The sequence below is a fragment of the Mesorhizobium sp. B3-1-6 genome (assembly GCF_006439555.1).
GTDB lineage: Bacteria > Pseudomonadota > Alphaproteobacteria > Rhizobiales > Rhizobiaceae > Mesorhizobium.
In genome coordinates, this window is the sequence record NZ_VFTM01000018.1 from 73,013 (window position 1) to 89,766 (window position 16,754).

The 16,754-nt window shown below is 62.9% G+C and carries 16 protein-coding genes; 11 read left to right on the top strand and 5 right to left on the bottom strand.

Going from position 1 to position 16,754, the window contains the following annotated elements; genetic code table 11:
• Positions 1–7 precede the first annotated feature (7 nt).
• Together FJ414_RS17420 and FJ414_RS17425 are read right to left on the bottom strand one after the other, a co-directional pair.
• Entirely contained in the window at positions 8–1,372 is a 1,365-nt protein-coding gene (locus FJ414_RS17420) for an LLM class flavin-dependent oxidoreductase (RefSeq protein WP_140645597.1), read from the bottom strand.
• 219 nt (positions 1,373–1,591) lie between these two features.
• Positions 1,592–2,482 carry a LysR substrate-binding domain-containing protein gene (locus FJ414_RS17425; protein ID WP_181181645.1) on the bottom strand — a complete coding sequence of 297 codons (891 nt, stop codon included), beginning with the start codon at positions 2,480–2,482 and terminating at the stop codon, positions 1,592–1,594.
• A gap of 133 nt (positions 2,483–2,615) precedes the next feature.
• Between FJ414_RS17425 and betC the strand changes: the two genes are divergently transcribed.
• From betC to FJ414_RS17450, 5 genes are all read left to right on the top strand, one after another.
• A complete protein-coding gene (gene betC / locus FJ414_RS17430; protein WP_140645599.1) occupies positions 2,616–4,160 on the top strand; it encodes a choline-sulfatase in 1,545 nt (514 codons plus the stop codon).
• A gap of 107 nt (positions 4,161–4,267) precedes the next feature.
• Positions 4,268–4,471: a hypothetical protein gene (locus FJ414_RS17435; RefSeq protein ID WP_140645600.1), complete on the top strand. Its 204-nt coding sequence runs from the start codon at positions 4,268–4,270 to the stop codon at positions 4,469–4,471.
• A gap of 179 nt (positions 4,472–4,650) precedes the next feature.
• The gene (locus tag FJ414_RS17440) at positions 4,651–5,445 is read left to right on the top strand and encodes an SUMF1/EgtB/PvdO family nonheme iron enzyme (protein WP_246672430.1); all 795 of its coding nucleotides are present in this window, start codon (positions 4,651–4,653) and stop codon (positions 5,443–5,445) included.
• Positions 5,446–5,503: 58 nt separating this feature from the next.
• Positions 5,504–6,604 carry a betaine/proline/choline family ABC transporter ATP-binding protein gene (locus FJ414_RS17445; protein WP_140645602.1) on the top strand — a complete coding sequence of 367 codons (1,101 nt, stop codon included), beginning with the start codon at positions 5,504–5,506 and terminating at the stop codon, positions 6,602–6,604.
• The gene (locus tag FJ414_RS17450; RefSeq protein ID WP_140645603.1) at positions 6,570–7,538 is read left to right on the top strand and encodes an ABC transporter permease subunit; all 969 of its coding nucleotides are present in this window, start codon (positions 6,570–6,572) and stop codon (positions 7,536–7,538) included. The genes FJ414_RS17445 and FJ414_RS17450 overlap by 35 nt, the downstream gene beginning before the upstream one ends.
• A 158-nt stretch (positions 7,539–7,696) precedes the next feature.
• Here FJ414_RS17450 and FJ414_RS17455 read toward each other — a convergent pair whose 3' ends face one another.
• A complete protein-coding gene (locus tag FJ414_RS17455; RefSeq protein ID WP_140645604.1) occupies positions 7,697–7,894 on the bottom strand; it encodes a hypothetical protein in 198 nt (65 codons plus the stop codon).
• Between the two features lie 125 nt (positions 7,895–8,019).
• A complete protein-coding gene (locus tag FJ414_RS17460) occupies positions 8,020–8,952 on the bottom strand; it encodes a LysR substrate-binding domain-containing protein (RefSeq protein ID WP_246672431.1) in 933 nt (310 codons plus the stop codon).
• A gap of 174 nt (positions 8,953–9,126) precedes the next feature.
• On the opposite strand from FJ414_RS17460, the gene FJ414_RS17465 reads away from it, so the two are divergent.
• The 4 genes from FJ414_RS17465 to FJ414_RS17480 all read left to right on the top strand — a co-directional run bounded on the left by FJ414_RS17465 (position 9,127) and on the right by FJ414_RS17480 (position 13,800).
• Positions 9,127–10,098 (top strand): ABC transporter substrate-binding protein, encoded by a 972-nt coding sequence (locus FJ414_RS17465; protein ID WP_140645606.1) that lies wholly within the window; start codon positions 9,127–9,129, stop codon positions 10,096–10,098.
• 122 nt (positions 10,099–10,220) lie between these two features.
• Positions 10,221–11,270 (top strand): ABC transporter permease subunit, encoded by a 1,050-nt coding sequence (locus FJ414_RS17470; RefSeq protein WP_140645607.1) that lies wholly within the window; start codon positions 10,221–10,223, stop codon positions 11,268–11,270.
• The gene (locus FJ414_RS17475; protein WP_140645608.1) at positions 11,267–12,358 is read left to right on the top strand and encodes an ATP-binding cassette domain-containing protein; all 1,092 of its coding nucleotides are present in this window, start codon (positions 11,267–11,269) and stop codon (positions 12,356–12,358) included. Before FJ414_RS17470 ends, FJ414_RS17475 begins: the two co-directional genes overlap by 4 nt.
• Complete coding sequence (locus tag FJ414_RS17480) at positions 12,352–13,800, top strand: aldehyde dehydrogenase family protein (protein ID WP_210239675.1); 1,449 nt, start codon at positions 12,352–12,354, stop codon at positions 13,798–13,800. Before FJ414_RS17475 ends, FJ414_RS17480 begins: the two co-directional genes overlap by 7 nt.
• A 435-nt stretch (positions 13,801–14,235) precedes the next feature.
• Here FJ414_RS17480 and FJ414_RS17485 read toward each other — a convergent pair whose 3' ends face one another.
• A complete protein-coding gene (locus FJ414_RS17485; protein WP_140645610.1) occupies positions 14,236–15,129 on the bottom strand; it encodes a LysR family transcriptional regulator in 894 nt (297 codons plus the stop codon).
• A gap of 103 nt (positions 15,130–15,232) precedes the next feature.
• Between FJ414_RS17485 and FJ414_RS17490 the strand changes: the two genes are divergently transcribed.
• A complete protein-coding gene (locus tag FJ414_RS17490) occupies positions 15,233–16,102 on the top strand; it encodes an NmrA/HSCARG family protein (protein WP_140645611.1) in 870 nt (289 codons plus the stop codon).
• A 52-nt stretch (positions 16,103–16,154) separates the two neighbouring features.
• Complete coding sequence (locus FJ414_RS17495) at positions 16,155–16,628, top strand: SRPBCC family protein (protein WP_140645612.1); 474 nt, start codon at positions 16,155–16,157, stop codon at positions 16,626–16,628.
• The last annotated feature ends 126 nt before the right edge of the window (positions 16,629–16,754 follow it).

Genomic DNA, 16,754 nt, shown 5'->3' on the forward strand with positions numbered 1-16,754 from the left:
ACCGGGCCTAGCTGGCGAGACGCTTATCCGAGGCAGCCTTCGCCGTCTCGTAGCGGCTGGCGGGAAGCGGCAGGCCAAGATTCTCGCGCAGGGTGCGGCCCTCATAGTCATCGCGAAAACGGCCACGTTTGCGCAACTCGGGCAGGACAAGATCGACGAAGTCGTCGATGCCGTGCGGCAGCAAAGAAGGCGTGATGTTGAACCCGTCGGCGGCGCCCTGTTCGAACCAGGATTCCATTTCGTCGACGACGTCGACGGCGGTCCCCACGACGGTCTTGTGCTCCTGCGCCATGCCAATTTTCTTGTAGAGCTGGCGGATCGTCAGGCCCTGCTTCTGTGCGAGGTCGTAGTACATTTGGGCGCTGCTCTTGAGACCGACCTTGTCGAAGTCCGGCTTCGGCACCGGGCCGTCCAACGGCAGATGCGAAAGGTCGCCGAAGGAGCGGTAGAGCATCGAAAGGCCGACGATTGGATCGATCAGTGACTCGAGCTCCTCGTATTTCTCCTGCGCCTCCTCGCGGCTGCGTCCGACGATGGGTGTCAGGCCGAGCATCATCAGCAGATCGGTCTTCTTGCGGCCGAAACGTTCCAGCCTGTCCTTGAGCGAAGCATAATAGTCCTGGGCCGATTTGAGATCGTTCTTGGCCATGAAAACCATGTCGCAATATTCAGCCGCGATCTGCTGGCCGGCCTCCGATACGCCGGCCTGTACCAGGATCGGCCTGCCCTGCGGCGAGCGTCGGACGGTCAACGGCCCTCGCACGGAGAAATGCTTGCCGACATGGTTGAGGACATGCATTTTTTCTTCGTCGTAGAAGACGCCGGATTCCTTGTCGAGAAGGAACGCGTCTTCGTCCCAACTGTCCCAGAGACCGGTGACCACCTCGACGAACTCGTGGGCGCGCTCGTAGCGCGTATCGTATTCGAGCTGCTTGCTCATCGAGAAATTCCAGGCTTCCTGATCCGACCAGGAGGTCACCACGTTCCAGGCGGCGCGGCCGCCGCTGATCTGGTCGAGCGAACCGTATTTGCGGGCGATGTGGTAGGGCTCGTTGTAGGTCGTCGACGCCGTGGCCACCAGGCCGATGTTGCGGGTCATCGGAGCCAGCGCCGACAGCAGCGTCAGCGGCTCGAGTTCGACATTGTGGCGGGAGCGCGCCATCGATCCTTTCGGCTTGTCGTCCAGCCGCACGCCGATGCCGTCGGCCAGGAACACCATGTCGAATTTGGCCCGCTCTGCCGTCTGCACGACATCAAGGAACGACTGGAACAAAGAACTGCCGTCGGCGGGCACGTCCGGATGCCGCCACGAGCCGACGTGGTAGCCCATGTAGCGCATGGAGAGACCAAGTTTCATCTGCTTCTTGCTCATAAGGGAAACCCTCCTTTGGCACGCGTGGCGGCAGCGATCTGGCGACCGCAAGTCCCGACCGGACATGCTCTTGTTGAGAGGGAACGTCCGACTTTGACAGGGCGTTGTAAACGTCGAAAAAACTGCCGTTGTTGTTAAGTGGAACTTACGTCAAGTGGCGAGCGGCCGATGTTGAAACCGTGGAAATCGATGTTCGTACTCCCGATGCTTCCGACGTTTTCAACGGGACAGGAACTCGCGCTCGACCCAGGCGCACCAGGCGTTCGCGAACGGCTTCTCCGGCGAGCAATTGATCAGGAAGTAGCAGTCGCGCTCATAGGGAGCGATTCCCTCGATCCGCAGCAACGTGCCGTCGGCGAGAAAGCGGTCGACCAGCGGCCGCCCGGCCAGCGCCACGCCCTGTCCCTCGAGCGCCGCCTGGAACATGTTGAGATAGGTGTTGAAGGCGATGCCGTTCTCCTCCTGCAGGGGCATACCGAGGCGCTGGAACCAGAAGGGCCAGCTCGCCTCGCGCCGGTAGGATCCCTTGAGGAAAAGCAGCCGCTCCTTCGTCAGGTCGAGGATGGAGCGCATCTCGGTCCGTCGCGGATAGCGCGGGCTGTAGACAGGAAAGATCGTCTCGCGCATCAGCATCCTGGCGTCGCCGACGGCCGGCGTCGTCGGCGTGTAGCGGATGGCGACGTCGATCTCCTCGGCGACGAGATCGAGATAGCTGTCCGATACGACGAGATTGATCTCGACGTCCGGATGCAGCGTGTTGAAACCCACCATCCGAGGCATAAGCCAATAAGTCGCAAACGCGGCTGTCGTCGTGATCGACAGCCGCGACCGGGTTTTCAGGCGCCGCGTCTGGCTCAGCGCGTTGCCGATGCTGCCGAGCGCCGGCGCCACCTCGTCCAACAGCGCGCGGCCGGCCGCCGTCAAGCTGACGGTGCGATGGTTGCGGTGAAAAAGCGTCTGGCCGAGACGGGCTTCGAGCTCGGCCATCTGCCGGCTTACCGCGACGCGGCTGAGCCGTAGTTCGTCCGCCGCGCGTGAGAAACCGCCAACGCGGGCGGCGAGCTCGAACGTCACCAGATTGCGCAGGAGATAGGCGTCGTTGGGGTTCATTCCTGTATCGTGCAGGTTAACGCAAGCGTCGGCAATGGGCCACTTGCAGCCCTTCCGGGCAGTCCATAGCCTGAGGTCAGAGAACAATGGCAGGCGAAGGCCGATCCAACGCCCAAGGCGGAAAGAGCAGTGCATGTCGCAAAGGCCCAACATCCTATTCCTGCAAGTCGACCAACTCGCGGCAGCCTATCTTCGCACCTACGGCAACGCGATCTGCAGGGCGGACAACATCGAGGCGCTTGCCGCTGACGGCGTCGTGTTCGAGCGGGCCTACTGCAATTTCCCACTCTGTGCGCCTTCGCGTTTCTCGATGGCGACGGGCCAGCTCTGCTCGACGACCGGCACTTACGACAACGCCGCCGAGATGCCCGCGACCATCCCGACTTACGCGCACTATTTGCGCACGGCGGGCTACCAGACCGCGCTGTCAGGAAAAATGCACTTCATCGGGCCGGACCAGTTCCACGGCTTCGAAAACCGGCTGACCGCCGACATCTATCCGGCCGACTACGCCTGGGTGCCGAACTGGGGCCGCGAGGACAACCCCGACGTCAACGATCCGCGGACCCTGCTGACTTCCGGGATTTGCGAGCGCAACGTCCAGATCGACTATGACGAGGAAGTAACCTTCAAAGCTGTCCAGCACCTCTACGACATCGCCAGGTCCAACGACGCGCGTCCGTTTTTCCTGCAGGTCTCCTACACCCACCCGCACGAGCCTTTCCTGTGCAAAAAGGAATTCTGGGATCTCTATGAGGACGCCGACATCCCGCTGCCCAGGGTGCCGAGGCTCGGCGAAACGGAGGCCGATCCGCACTCGCTGCGCCTGATGCGCGATTTCGGCATCCTCGACTACGAGTTCGACGAGGCCGAGGTCCGCCGGGCGATCCGCGCGTATTACGGCTCGATCAGCTATGTCGACCAGCTCATCGGCAAGGTGATCGCGGCGCTCCGGGCCACCGGTCTCGACAAGAACACCGCCATCGTCTTCACGTCGGACCATGGCGAGATGCTCGGCGAACGCGGCATGTGGTTCAAGAAAAGCTTCTACGAGCCGTCGGCAAGAATTCCACTGATCATCCAGGCGCCGTGGATAGCGCCATCACGTATCGAGGAACTGGTTTCGCTGGTCGATCTGCTACCGACCTTCATGGGGCTGGCGACCGGCCGAGACTGGGATGGCGCGGTCGAGGAACTGGAAGGCATGGACCTGACCGCGCTGCTCGCCAAGCAAGAGCCGCCCTCCAGGACTGTCTATTGCGAGTATCTGGCCGAGGCTATCGCCGCGCCGATCTTCATGATCCGGCGCGGGGCGTACAAGTTCATCTCCTCCTCGACCGACCCGGCGCTGCTCTTCGATGTCGAGGCCGACCCTGACGAGCGCGAAAACCTTGCCTTGCAGCCGCAATATGCCGGTCTCGTCGCGGAGTTCGAGTCCGAGGTCCGTGCCAAGTGGAACGAGAGCGAGCTGACAGAGCGCATCCTGCTCAGCCAGCGGCGACGGCGGCTGATCCGTCAAGCGATGCAGAATGGACAGGCGACGCGCTGGAACCACGACGAGGCGCCCGGCGAGCAGGTCAGGTGGTATCGCAGCGGCGGCTATAACGAGTGGGCGCTGTCCTTCCTGTCGGCGGGGGACGGAGCCAAGGGTCCGCCGCCGCCTGTGCGGCAGCGCTGAAGTTAAGCTGAGCTTAACATAACTGGAAGTTTTTGCGTTCTTCACACGGGAGTCCGCGGAAGTTAGCCTACTTTGCAAGTCCCACCTTCGAATGGACGGAGCAGACGATGCGCTTGATGAGGAAATTTTTTTGTGCCGCGGCTCTGCCTTTCTTGCTGGCCAGCGGTTCGGCCCATGCGCAGATGCCTGGCGAAGGCAAGCCTGTGCAGCCGATCCGCCCGGCAGGCATCCAGGGCAACATCTTCCCTCACGATGTGATCGCGATCGGGCTCGAGATGCTCGGCTACAAGGTCAAGCCCGCCCTCGCATGAGTGGGTGGACGCGCACAAGGATCAGTTCGACGCCTGGGTCAAAGAAGCCGCGGCGGTGAAATGATGCCGCATCCCGTGCGATGAGCTGCTGCACCGGCCTCTCCCCGCTTTCGGCTGACCGTCACACGGCCGCCGCAACGCCGGCACGCGCCACAGAACGTCGCCGTCCCGGCCGCACGGTGCCGATCGCGGCGGCCGAGACATGGGCCGGCACCGACCGTCCCATCATCCGCAAGGATGGAGAGAGCCCGCGGCGTCCCGCAACCCTGACCAGCTATGCGATCGACCCCTTCGCCGTGACGAACGATTGGTTCGCGCAATTCGTCGCCGAGACCGGCCACGTGACGGAAGCGGAGCGGCGCGGCTCGTCATTCGTCTTTGCCGCTTTCCTGCCGAACGCCGGCTTAGATCTGCCTTCCGTGTCAGCGGCGCCGTGGTGGAAACACGTGGCGGGGGCTGCATGGAACAGACCGCTGGGTTCGAGAAGCGACGCGTCGGACTTGGGCAATCATCCCGTCGTCCATGTCGGCTGGGCGGACGCCGCGGCCTTCGCCGCCTGGGCCGGGGGACGCCTGCCGGCCGAGGCGGAGTGGGAACACGCCGCCCGCGGCGGCCTTGCCGACCCGCGCTTCCCGTGGGGCGATCGCGAGCCGGACGACGAGAACTTCCTCCCCTGCAACATCTGGCAGGGGGTTTTTCCGCAGCTGAACACCGGGGTGGACGGTTGGCAAGGCACGTGCGCCGCCGACGCGTTTGCGCCGAACGGGTTTGGCCTATTCAACCTGGCGGGCAATGTCTGGGAGTGGTGCGCCGACGCGGCGGTCGCCGGCCGATATCCGGCGAAGATTGCCAAGGGCGGCTCGTATCTTTGTCACGAATCCTACTGCTATCGGTACCGCATCGCCGCGCGCAGCATCGTGACGCCGGACACGACCGCCGGGCATATCGGCTTCCGCGTCGTCTTCGACCTGTGATGCCCGCGTCTCGCCGCCCGGAACAACGCGGCCATGCGCCGCCCTAAAAGAGGTTAGGATGGACTGGCATATCGAATGCAGAAACGTCTGGAAGGTCTTTGGCCGCGACCCGGCCGGGGCGCTGGGCGCCATTCGCGGCGGCTCTCTCGACAAGGCGCATGCGCGCAAAACGCTGAACCACGTTGTCGGCGTCGCCGACGCATCGCTGCAGATCCCTCGCGGCGAGATCTTTTGCATCATGGGGCTGTCCGGCAGCGGCAAGTCGACGTTGCTGCGGCACATCAACCGCCTCATCGAGCCGACGGCCGGCACCATCCGCGTCGCCGGCGCCGATGTCGGGGCGATGGACCGCCGCGCGCTCAGCCGCCTGCGCTCGCAGACCATCGGCATGGTGTTCCAGCACATGGCGCTGTGGCCGCACCGCACGCTCGAGGACAACGTCGCCTACGGCCTCGAGATCCGAGGCGTGGCGAAAGCCGAACGGCACCGCCGCGCGTCGGAAGCGCTCGCGATGATGAAGCTCGACGGCTGGGAGGGGCACTACCCCGACGAGCTCTCCGGCGGCATGCAGCAGCGCGTCGGGCTCGCCAGGGCGCTGGCCGCGGATCCGGAGATCCTGTTGATGGACGAGCCCTTCAGCGCGCTCGACCCGATCATCCGCCGCGAGCTGCAGAACCACTTCCTGGACTTGTCCGCCCGCTTGAACAAGACGACAGTCTTCGTCACCCACGATCTCGACGAAGCGGTACGGCTTGGCGACCGCATCGCGATCATGCGCGACGGCCACATCGTACAGGTCGGCACACGCGAGGAAATCATCCTGCACCCCGCCGACGACTATGTCGCCGAATTCGTCCGGCCGATGTCGCGCAGCCGCTTCGTCAAGGCCGAGGACGTGATGCTGCGGCCGGACAACGCGATGCGCCGGCCCAGCCACACCGTTCTCCACGATGCCGACCTGCGCACGATCGCGGCGAAGCTTGCCGCAGTGCGCGAACCGATCGGCGTCGAGCGGAACGGCGCCATCGTCGGCATCATCGACAGCTACGCCCTGATCGGCGCCATCACTGCAGCCGAGCCGGCGCCAACGCCCGAACCCCATTCTCCGACCGAAGGACGCTCAGATGCACGACATCCTGGCCTGGAACCCGTTCGCTAATCCCGTCCTGCCGGTCGGCGACTGGGTGGCCGATTTTGTCCGTTGGCTGGTCACGAACTACCGCTTCGTGTTCCAGGCGATGAAAGCCCCGATCGACGCCGTCCTGTCCGGCGTCGAATACGGGCTGCGCTCCTGCCCGCCAATGATCTTCATCGCGCTCGTCTTCCTGTTCGCCTGGCAGGTGGCACGTCTCCGGGTCGCGATCTTCGTCGCCGTCGCCTTCGTGCTGATCGGATTGATCGGCGCCTGGCCGGAGGCGATGACGACGCTTGCGATCATCATCACCTCGGTCCTGGTCTGCTGCGTCATCGGCATTCCCGTCGGCATCCTGATCGCGCAGAACGATCTTCTGGAGGACATTGTCCGGCCGGTGCTCGATTTCCTGCAGACGATCCCGTCCTTCGTCTATCTCGTGCCCATAGTCATGCTGTTCGGCATCGGCAATGTCGCCGGCGTCGTGGTGACGATCATCTATGCGGTGTCGCCGCTGATCCGCCTGACCAATCTTGGCATAAGGCAGGTTCGCGACGATCTCGTCGAGGCATCGAACGCGTTCGGCGCCTCGCGCTGGCAGAGCCTGGTGAATATCCAGCTGCCGCTGGCGCGAGCGACCATCATGACGGGGATCAACCAGACGATCATGCTGTCGTTATCGATGAGCGTGATCGCCTCGATGATCTCGGTCACCGGCCTTGGCCAGATGGTGCTGCGCGGTATCGGGCGGCTCGACGTGGCTCTGGCGGCCACCGGCGGCCTCGGCATCGTGCTGATCGCCATGATCGTCGACCGGATCTCTCAAGGAATCGGCAAATCGGAGCGCGGGCATGCCCATGAGCACTGGACGCAGACAGGCCCGGTCGGCTTGCTGCGGAGAGGCTGGGCGGCCGTCGTTTCGCGGTCGCATAATCAAGCCCAAGAGATGCAGACAAACTAAGCGTTTCAGCCTGTTCCGTTGATGCGCGGTGACAAGCAAATATGGCCTTCATCTGCTCGTCACGATGGTGAAGCAAGTTAGCCGGGTGCCGATTGGGGCAGTGATCGGCGCAACTCCCAAGACCTCCAGCTAGCCCGGGATGCCGCCCGGGCATTCTTTTATGTCGGGTTCAGCTTCGCTTTGATAGCACCGACGGCGTTCAGGATGGCGTCGGCGGCGTGCTCGTCCAGCGCAATCTCCAGCAAGCCTTCGGTGGTCTGAATCGAGAGAATGCCGAGCGTTCCCTTATCGTCCTCGACCGTGCCGACATGGATCTCTGTCGGCACGAAAGGGAGCGCCCTGTCCTCCCGCTTCATTGTCCTGCATTCCTCCGTAGCCGGACAATCGCGCAACCGGGTGTCACGTTCAAGCGGGCTGGCGGTTGACCTAACGCGACCCAGCCTCAAGCCAGCGGACGAACTCTGCATCCTCCCGGTGACGCTTACGCCGGGACCTCGCCTTCAGTGCTTGGCCTCGTCGCCGGGAAGGACCCTTTGACCCAATCGGCGAAGGCCTGAACGGCCGTCGACGGAATCGACAATCGTGGAAGCGAGAGATGGAAAGCATGCCGGACCACAGGTCTGGCGTTGACGGGCTGGATAAGCGTCCCGTTCGAGAGGAATCTTTGAACGAGCGGCGGACCGATCAAGGCAAATCCCTGGCCGTCGAGCGCAGCCTGAACCAGGTTCGTGTAGGAATTCACGGTGATCCCGGCCTTCGCCCGCGCAAGGTCAAGCCCGTGGAGACGAAGCCAGGTCGTCCACCGGGTATGTTCGTCATAGGGGCCTTCCAGATGAATGAGTGGGTAAGTAAGGAGCTCGGATGGCTCGATCATCTTGCCCGCTGGAAGGAAGGTATTCGCGCAAGTCGGACTTAGCTCTTGGCGAACCAGGAATGTCGTTTCGGCGTCGTCGAAAGGCGGCGAGCCATAGCGGATCGCGACGTCGATATTGTCCTCGAATCCGAGATTGCCGTCTGAAACGATGAATCTCAGCTCGATGTCGGGATGCATTGTCCTGAACTCGCCGAGCCTCGGCGACAGCCAATAGGTCATGAAACCCGGGGTGGTCCCGACATTGACGATGTTGGTGTCGGCGCGTTTGCTGATTTCCACTGTCGCGCGCAGCGCCCGTTCAAGCACCTCAGAGATGGCGATGTGGTATCTTTCTCCTGCCCTCGTCAGCCGGACCGAGCGCTGCATGCGCTGGAAAAGCGGCACGCCGAGAAATCGTTCCAGGGCATGGACCTGCTGGCTGACCGCGACGCGCGAAACGTTCAATTCCGAGGCTGCTTTGGTAAAGCTAAGCTGACGCCCGGCGGCTTCGAATGTTATAAGAAGATTGGGCGGCGGCAGCTTGCTGCGGAGTTTTTGCATAAAGCCTAGCTTACCCATAGCGTAGGAATTATGCAACTTGCCAACGGCCCGCTGGGCCGTAATCTGCGTCCTGCCTAACAAGCCAAAAAATGACCTGATCGCGCGCCGCCGAAAGGCAGCGGCAGTGAAGCTCGCCGCGATGGGTCGGGCATAACTTCGCCAAAGGGGAATGACATGAAATCTCTTCTTGCAGCAGTCGGCATGATCGGCGCGGGCTTTCTGGCAAGCGCATCCTCCGCCAACGCCGCGTGCGGCACGGTGACCATCACCGAAATGAACTGGGCCTCGGCCGCCGTGGTGACCGCCGTTTCGAGCTTCCTGATGGAGCAGGGCTATGGCTGCACGGTGAAGAAGGTGCCGACCTCGACGGTTCCGGCGCTCACCTCGCTCGCCGAAACCGGTCAGCCCGACATCCTGACCGAAGTCTGGCCCGGTGTCGCGGACGTCTATTACAAGCTCGAGAAGGAGGGCAAGATCGTCAAGGTGGGCGACGTTCTCTCCGATGGCGGCGTCGACGCCTGGTGGATTCCCGACTATCTCGCGCAGGCCCATCCCGAACTGAAGACGCTCGACGGCATCCTGGCGAATCCGAAGCTCGTCGGCGGCCGGTTCAACAACTGTCCGCCCGGCACGGGCTGCCGCGTCTCGAACGACAATCTGATCAAGGCTTTCGAACTCGAAAAGCATGGGGTCGAGGTTTTCAACCACGGCTCGCTTGAAACGCTCGCGACATCGATCGCCGCCGCCTATGCGGCCAAGGAGCCCTGGTTCGGCTACTACTGGGCTCCAACCAGCGTACTCGGCAAGTATAAGATGGTTCAGGTCGACATGGGCCCGGTCGACAAGGACAAGGCCAAGTGCAACGCCACCGCCGATTGCGCGACCCCGGGCAAGACCGGCTGGCCGAAGGCAACGGTGCTGACCACGATGTCAAAGCCGTTCTACGACAAGAACCCGGAACTGGTCGCTCTGATGAGCAAGGTGAGCTTCAGCAACGACACCATGAACGAGCTTCTTGCATGGCAGGAAGACAACAAGGCGACCGCCGACGAAACCGCCGTGCACTTCCTGACAAAGTACAAGGATATCTGGCCGAGCTGGCTGTCGGACGACGCCAAGGCGAAAGTCACCGCCATCGTGAATTGAAACCTTCCGGGTCGCAGGCAGGACCGATCTTGCCTGCGACCTGTTGTCGTTTTTCCTATTCCCGGGATTTCGAGGTGGCATCGCGCCGCCTCGCTTCGGCATCGGACGGAAGGCACGCGCCCATGGCTTTTTACGACGGATTATTCAATCAGCTCGGGCTCAGGGGGTGGTGCGACGCATCGAACTCCACCGGCCCGATGAGCATGGCCGAACTGCTCAAGAAGGCTAAGGAAGCCAATGAGGGCGGGCAGGCTTCGGCCGACACCCCGTTCCCTTCGCTCGATGCGCTGCATGACGCCTGTCGCGCCGTGCCGCGCACGCGCGACCTGACCACGGGCATCGAGGACAGCTTCCTGCATATCCGCGTCGCGTTGAAGACCGTGCTCGATCCGCTGACGCAGCCGCTGTCATGGCTCCTGGATTTCTCGCTCAAGGTGGTCGACGTCGTGCCGTGGTGGGCGCTGGTGATCGCGCTGCTTTTGCTTGTCTATTTCGCGTCCCGGTCGTGGTCCATTCTTGCCCTGGTCGCGGCGACCTTGCTGCTGTTCGGTTTCATCGACCATCTCCACTATGCGCTGCAGACGATGGCGATCGTCTTTACCTGCACCTTCATCTGCATCCTGATCGGCATACCCATCGGCATATTGATGGCCAAGAGCAACCGGCTCGAGAAGCTCTCGCTTCCGGTCCTCGATATGCTGCAGACGCTTCCCTCCTTCGTATATCTCATTCCCTTGATCTTCCTGTTCTCGGTCACGGAGTCGAAGCTCTACGGGATCGCCATCATCCTCTACGCCATCGTTCCGGTGATCCGGCTTACCAATCTCGGCATCCGGATGGTCGACGGCAATGTCGGCGAGGCGGCGGACGCCTTCGGCATGGACCGCTGGCAGAAGCTGTTCAAGGTGGAGATGCCGCTGGCGCTTCCCAGCATCATGGCGGGCGTCAATCAGACGATCATGATGGCGCTTTCGATGGTGGTGATCGCCTCTCTGGTGTCGGCTCCGGGTCTGGGCGTGCTGGTCCTGCGCGGCATCAACAATCTCGAACTCGGCACCGGTCTCGTCGCCGGATTCGGCATCGTGCTTTTGGCCATCATGTTCGACAGGGTGAGCAAAGCCTCGATGGCGCGCGTCAACGGAACGCTCCAGCCGCGGGAGGAAGGCCGGTGACCGAGCAACCCAAGATTTCCATCCGCAACCTCTACAAGATATTCGGTCCAGCTGCGCGTTCCATGGTGGCCAAGGTGCAGGGCGGCATGGGCAAGACGGAGCTGCTTGAGAAGCACAACCACGTCATCGGGCTCAAGGACATAAATATCGATATACGCCGCGGCGACATCACCGTGATCATGGGCCTTTCGGGCTCGGGAAAATCGACGCTGATCCGCCATCTCAACGGCCTCATCAAGCCTACGGCGGGCGAGATCCTTCTCGACGGCGTCAATGTAGCGGGCCTCACCGGCGCTGCGCTGCGCGAGCTGCGCCGGTTCCGCATGTCGATGGTGTTCCAGAACTTCGCCCTGATGCCGCATATGCGCGTTCTGCAGAATGTCGAGATGGCGCAACGCGTCAGGGGCGACGCCGAAGCGGACGCCCGCCAGAACGCGATGAAATGGCTGCAGCGGCTCGGCCTTAAGGGTTTTGAAAACCGCTACCCTCATCAGCTTTCCGGCGGCATGCAACAGCGCGTGGGCATTGCCAGGGCGCTGGCGTCCAACTCCGACGTCATGCTCATGGACGAGGCGTTCTCCGCGCTCGATCCGCTGATGCGCACGGACATGCAGAGCCTGTTGCTCGAGCTTCAGGCCGAATTGTCCAAGACCATCGTTTTCATTACCCACGACCTCGATGAGGCGCTTCGGATCGCCGACTATCTGGTGATCCTGAAGGACGGCGTGGTCGTCCAGCAAGGCGAGCCGCAGAGCATCATCCTCAATCCGGCCGATGCCTATATCGAGAAGTTCGTCAACGACATCAACCGTGCGCGTGTGCTGAGGGCCGAGTCCGTCATGGTGCCGGGGATCATCGTCCAATCCGGCACGTCGGGACAGGTCGATGTCGACGACAATCTCGAAACGGTGATGGCTCGTTCCGAGGGCGATCTCACCCGGACCTTCGTCGTCGCCAGGGACGGCGTGCCGGCTGGGTTGATAAAAATGCAGGACGTCTTCAAGGCACTGGTCCCACGCCATGCCGGTGCGCCGGCCAGCATCGTTGGGCCGGCCCCACAGCAGATCAAAGAGGCGCATACATCTTGAAACACCTCGATCACTTCTACATCGACGGCCGCTTCGTTCCGCCGGGAGACAGGCCGCGCAGGGCCGTCATCAACCCGGCGACAGAAGAACCGGCCGGAAGCATTGCGATGGGCAACGCGGAGGACGTGAATGCGGCGGTCTTAGCTGCGCGAAAAGCTTTCGGCAGCTACGGTCATTCGTCCCGCGAGGAGCGGCTGGCAATGCTTCGGCGCATCCTCGAACTGTTCGATGACCGCGCCGAGGAATTCGCGCAACTGACGACGCTCGAGATGGGCGTGCCGATCACATTCGCCAGGCAGGCCCAGGTCGCCGGTTCGAGGGCACATATCGCCGACACCATTCGCATCCTTGAACACTACGAATTCGACCGGCTGGCCGGCCGGACGCTCCTGGCATTTGAGCCGGTCGGTGTCTGCGCGCTGATCACGCCATGGAATTTCCCGGTCCTGCAGATCGTGACGGAGGTCATGCCGGCGCTGGCGACCGGCTGCACGATGGTGCTGAAGCCGAGCGAGTATGCGCCGATCAGCCCGATGCTGTTCGCCGAAGTCCTGCACGACGCCGGCGTGCCGCCGGGCGTCTTCAACCTGATCAATGGCGATGGCCCGACCGTCGGCGAAGCGATGTCGAGCCATCCGGATGTCGATATGGTCTCGTTCACCGGGTCCACTCGCGCCGGTGTTCAGGTGGCGAAGAATGCCGCCGATACGGTCAAGCGCGTCCACCAGGAACTGGGCGGAAACTCCGCCAACATCCTGATGCCGGATGTCGATCTGGAGCAGGCCGTGACCAAGGGCGTCCTTGGCGCTTACCGCAACGCAGGCCAGTCCTGCACCGCGCCAACCCGTATGCTTGTTCCCCGCCACCTCCACGATGAGGCGATCGGGATTGCGAAGCGAACCGCAGAGTCCGTAATTGTCGGCGACGTGACCGACGAGGCCACTACCCTCGGACCCGTGATGAACGAACGGCAGTTCGAGCGCGTCAATTCGCTGATCGATTCCGCAGTCCGGGAAGGCGCAACCCTGGTGACGGGCGGGTCCGGCAGGCCGTCGTCGCTGAACCGCGGATACTTCGTCAAGCCGACGGTGTTCGGCCATGTTACGCCCGACATGGCGGTGGCCCGGGAGGAGACGTTCGGCCCGGTCGTCAGCCTCATCCCCTATGACGGCGTCGACGAGGCGATCGGGATCGCCAACAACACGCCCTATGGGCTCGCCGCATACCTGCAGTCGAAGGATCTCGGGATCGCCAAACAGGTGTCCTCAAAACTTCGCGCCGGGCAAGTGATGATTAATCATCCAGCCTGGGATGTGTCCGCGCCGTTCGGAGGCTTCAAGCAGTCGGGCAACGGTCGCGAATGCGGGGAGTTCGGTTTCGAGGCATTCCTCGAGGTCAAGGCGATCGGTGGACTTCACGAAAGCTGGCCTGTCGTGCGCTGAGACGCGATGCGCCGTTGCTGCGTGCGGGCGACAAAGACGATCGCAGGTTCTACGACCGGCTTCTTTCCGCAGTGGACCGGGTCCATCATGCCCGACACTGAAGGAAATATCGCAGGGTTTCCGAATGTGGGGAAAGGCGGTAGCGCTCTCCCGCTACCAACCTACTTATAAGCTATTGAAATCACAGTAAAAACATTGGCCTTTGGTAGCGCCCTGTCCGAAAAATCTTCAATGATTTCAGGGCCGAGCCTGCTACCTTGTGGTCCAACGTACGTCGCAAATGCGCCGGAAGCGGTCTTTGCTGAGCAGATGTTCTAATGTCGCCTTTGGACGGGAACGGCCAGTCTGCTTTTAGGCCGGCCACCAACAAGCTGCCGCTCCCAACCACACAGGGTCGCCGGCGGAAGCGCCAGACGGCGTTTCGATCATCCTGTCTCATCCGCCGATGTAGGCCGCCAATTCATCAGGTGTCCCCCTGGGAAAGGCTTCCTTCAAATGGCCGAGGAACGCAGACACGCGGGCGCTCAGCAAGCGCCGGGACGGATAGAGCGTCCATAATGCGATGTCTGGGCCGTCGACATCGCCCCAATGCATCAACGTTCCGGCTGCCAGATCGTGACTTACAAGCGAGATCGGGAGACGTCCTGCGCCGACTCCCGTCCGCACGGCATCGCGGATCATGAGGAGCGACGAAAGGCGAAGGACGGGCTCGATCGCGATGCGTGACCGTCCGGCTGGCGCCACGACGTCCCAGGCTGCAATACGGTCGCCGGCCCCCCGCACGATGGCCGGAACGGCGAGATCGTCGGGCGGTCTGGCGAGGCCCGGGCTCGCGACCACGACCAGCCGATCGCGCAGGAAAATCCGTCCGACAAGGCTTTCATCGGGCTCGGGATTTACCCGGATCACCAGGTCATATCCCTCCTCGATCATATCGACGGACCGGTCTTCCGTCGTGACCTCGAGCCGGACTTCAGGATATTTCAGCGCGAACCCGGAGGCCAGCCTCCCCATGGCGGTTTGGGAGAAGAGCAGCGGCGCGCTGATCCGCAGCCTGCCGCGTGGCGTGTGTCCGCCCGAAGCTATCGCCGTCGCGGTTTCGTCGAGTTCGGTCAGCAGCGCTCCCGTCCGCTCGAAGAGCGCGCGTCCTTCCTCGGTGAGCTTCAGCGCGCGCGCCCCGCGCTCGAACAGACGCAACTCGAGGGCGGCCTCCAGTTCCGCGACCCGGCGGGACAGGGTCGCTTTCGGGCGCCCCGCGGCGCGCGCCGCCTTGCCGAACCCTCCGTGCCGCGCAACCAGGTTGAAATCAGCGAGGGCGAGAAGATCCATCTGTTCCACCATTGAGACGCCATGTCCAGATATAGCGTCTATCGGTTCGAATGTGGATCACTCATTTACAGGGTGTCTTTTGACCCAACCCGGAGTGAACCCCATGACCATTCTCGTTACCGGCGCGACCGGCAATGTCGGCAGCCATGTCGTCGACCAACTCGTCAAGCGTGGCGCCGACGTCCGTGCTCTTGTCCGTGATCCCTCGAAGGCGAGCTTCCCTGCGGACGTCGCCGTCGTGCAGGGCGACCTGCTCGACGTCGATTCCCTGCGCAGCGCCTTCTCGGGCATTTCCACCCTGTTCCTGCTCAACGCCGTGGTGGCGGATGAATTCACCCAGGCGCTGGTTGCGCTCAACCTGGCCCGCGAGGCAGGCATCGAACGGATCGTCTACCTGTCGGTGATGCACGGCGAGCTTTACGTGAACGTGCCGCACTTTGCCGGCAAGCTCGCGGTCGAGCGCATGATCGAGCAGATGGGCCTCAACGCCACCATCCTTCGCCCCGCCTACTTCATGAACAACGAGTTCATGATCAAGGACGTGATCCTCGGCCACGGCGTCTATCCGATGCCGATCGGCAGCAAAGGCTTGGCAATGGTCGACGCGCGCGACATAGCCGGGGTCGCGGCGATCGAGCTGCTTCGCCGCGAGCAGGCCGAAATTGCCCTCCCGCTCACACGGATCAACGTCGTCGGTCCCGACACGCTGACCGGCCCGGACGTCGCGGCGATCTGGTCGGATGTGCTGGGTCGCCCGATCGCCTACCCCGGCGAAGACCTTGCAGGCTTCGAACAGAACCTGCGGGAGTCCATGCCGGGCTGGCTGGCGCTCGACATGCGCCTGATGGGCGAGCGCTTCATCAGCGAGGGCATGGTGCCGGATGCCGGCGATGTCGACCGCCTGACCAAGTTGCTCGGCCGTCCGCTGCGCACCTATCGCGACTTCGCTGCGGAAATCGCTGCCTCGGCCTGACGCCAAGGGCAGCCTGCCACCCGACATCAACCCCGACGAAGAGGATACGACCATGATCTATTCAACCGCCACTGTCCCGGTGAATCCCGAAGGCGCGACCAGGCTGAGCCGTGCGCAAGCATGGGCCGGCCTGGAACTCAAGGCTCGCGACGCCCGCGAATTCCTGCCGCCCGGCCTCTGCATGCGCTGCGACGTCGTGGAAGAAAGCGCGACGCATTTCGTGCGCGAGGCGACCATCGCGGGTGCGGATCTGCGCGAGATCATCACGCTGGAACCGGAGAGCAAAGTCACATTCTTCCAAGCCACCGGGCCGCGCGAGGGCGCGATCATCAACGAACTGTTCGAGGAAGCCGACGGCACGCTCCATCTGCGCTTCTACTGCTATCTCGGCCTGCGCGGCAAAGAGCCTGATGGCCCGGAGGAGCAGGCCGAACAGGCGCAGTTCGACAGCGATCAGGGCTACAAGGCTGCCCTTCTGTCGACGCTGAAGCGCACCCGCGAGCTAGTCGCGCAAGGCCGGCTCTGACCATCACCCATGAAAATAAATCAGGGGCTGCCTCTTGAGAGGCGCCCCGTCTTGGCTCGCCTCGCACAACGGCGTGCGCGGGTTTTTCTTGAGGCTGTGACTTCTTCGACACGCGAGGCCAAATGG

Coding starts and splice junctions, on each gene's coding strand:
- FJ414_RS17460 (WP_246672431.1), bottom strand. CDS start 8,952: ATGCAAAAACTCCGCAGCAAGCTGCCGCCGCCCAATCTTCTTATAACA.
- FJ414_RS17490 (WP_140645611.1), top strand. CDS start 15,233: ATGACCATTCTCGTTACCGGCGCGACCGGCAATGTCGGCAGCCATGTC.
- FJ414_RS17470 (WP_140645607.1), top strand. CDS start 10,221: ATGGCTTTTTACGACGGATTATTCAATCAGCTCGGGCTCAGGGGGTGG.
- FJ414_RS17455 (WP_140645604.1), bottom strand. CDS start 7,894: ATGAAGCGGGAGGACAGGGCGCTCCCTTTCGTGCCGACAGAGATCCAT.
- FJ414_RS17420 (WP_140645597.1), bottom strand. CDS start 1,372: ATGAGCAAGAAGCAGATGAAACTTGGTCTCTCCATGCGCTACATGGGC.
- FJ414_RS17450 (WP_140645603.1), top strand. CDS start 6,570: ATGCACGACATCCTGGCCTGGAACCCGTTCGCTAATCCCGTCCTGCCG.
- betC (WP_140645599.1), top strand. CDS start 2,616: ATGTCGCAAAGGCCCAACATCCTATTCCTGCAAGTCGACCAACTCGCG.
- FJ414_RS17425 (WP_181181645.1), bottom strand. CDS start 2,482: ATGAACCCCAACGACGCCTATCTCCTGCGCAATCTGGTGACGTTCGAG.
- FJ414_RS17495 (WP_140645612.1), top strand. CDS start 16,155: ATGATCTATTCAACCGCCACTGTCCCGGTGAATCCCGAAGGCGCGACC.
- FJ414_RS17485 (WP_140645610.1), bottom strand. CDS start 15,129: ATGGATCTTCTCGCCCTCGCTGATTTCAACCTGGTTGCGCGGCACGGA.
- FJ414_RS17445 (WP_140645602.1), top strand. CDS start 5,504: ATGGACTGGCATATCGAATGCAGAAACGTCTGGAAGGTCTTTGGCCGC.
- FJ414_RS17435 (WP_140645600.1), top strand. CDS start 4,268: ATGCGCTTGATGAGGAAATTTTTTTGTGCCGCGGCTCTGCCTTTCTTG.
- FJ414_RS17465 (WP_140645606.1), top strand. CDS start 9,127: ATGAAATCTCTTCTTGCAGCAGTCGGCATGATCGGCGCGGGCTTTCTG.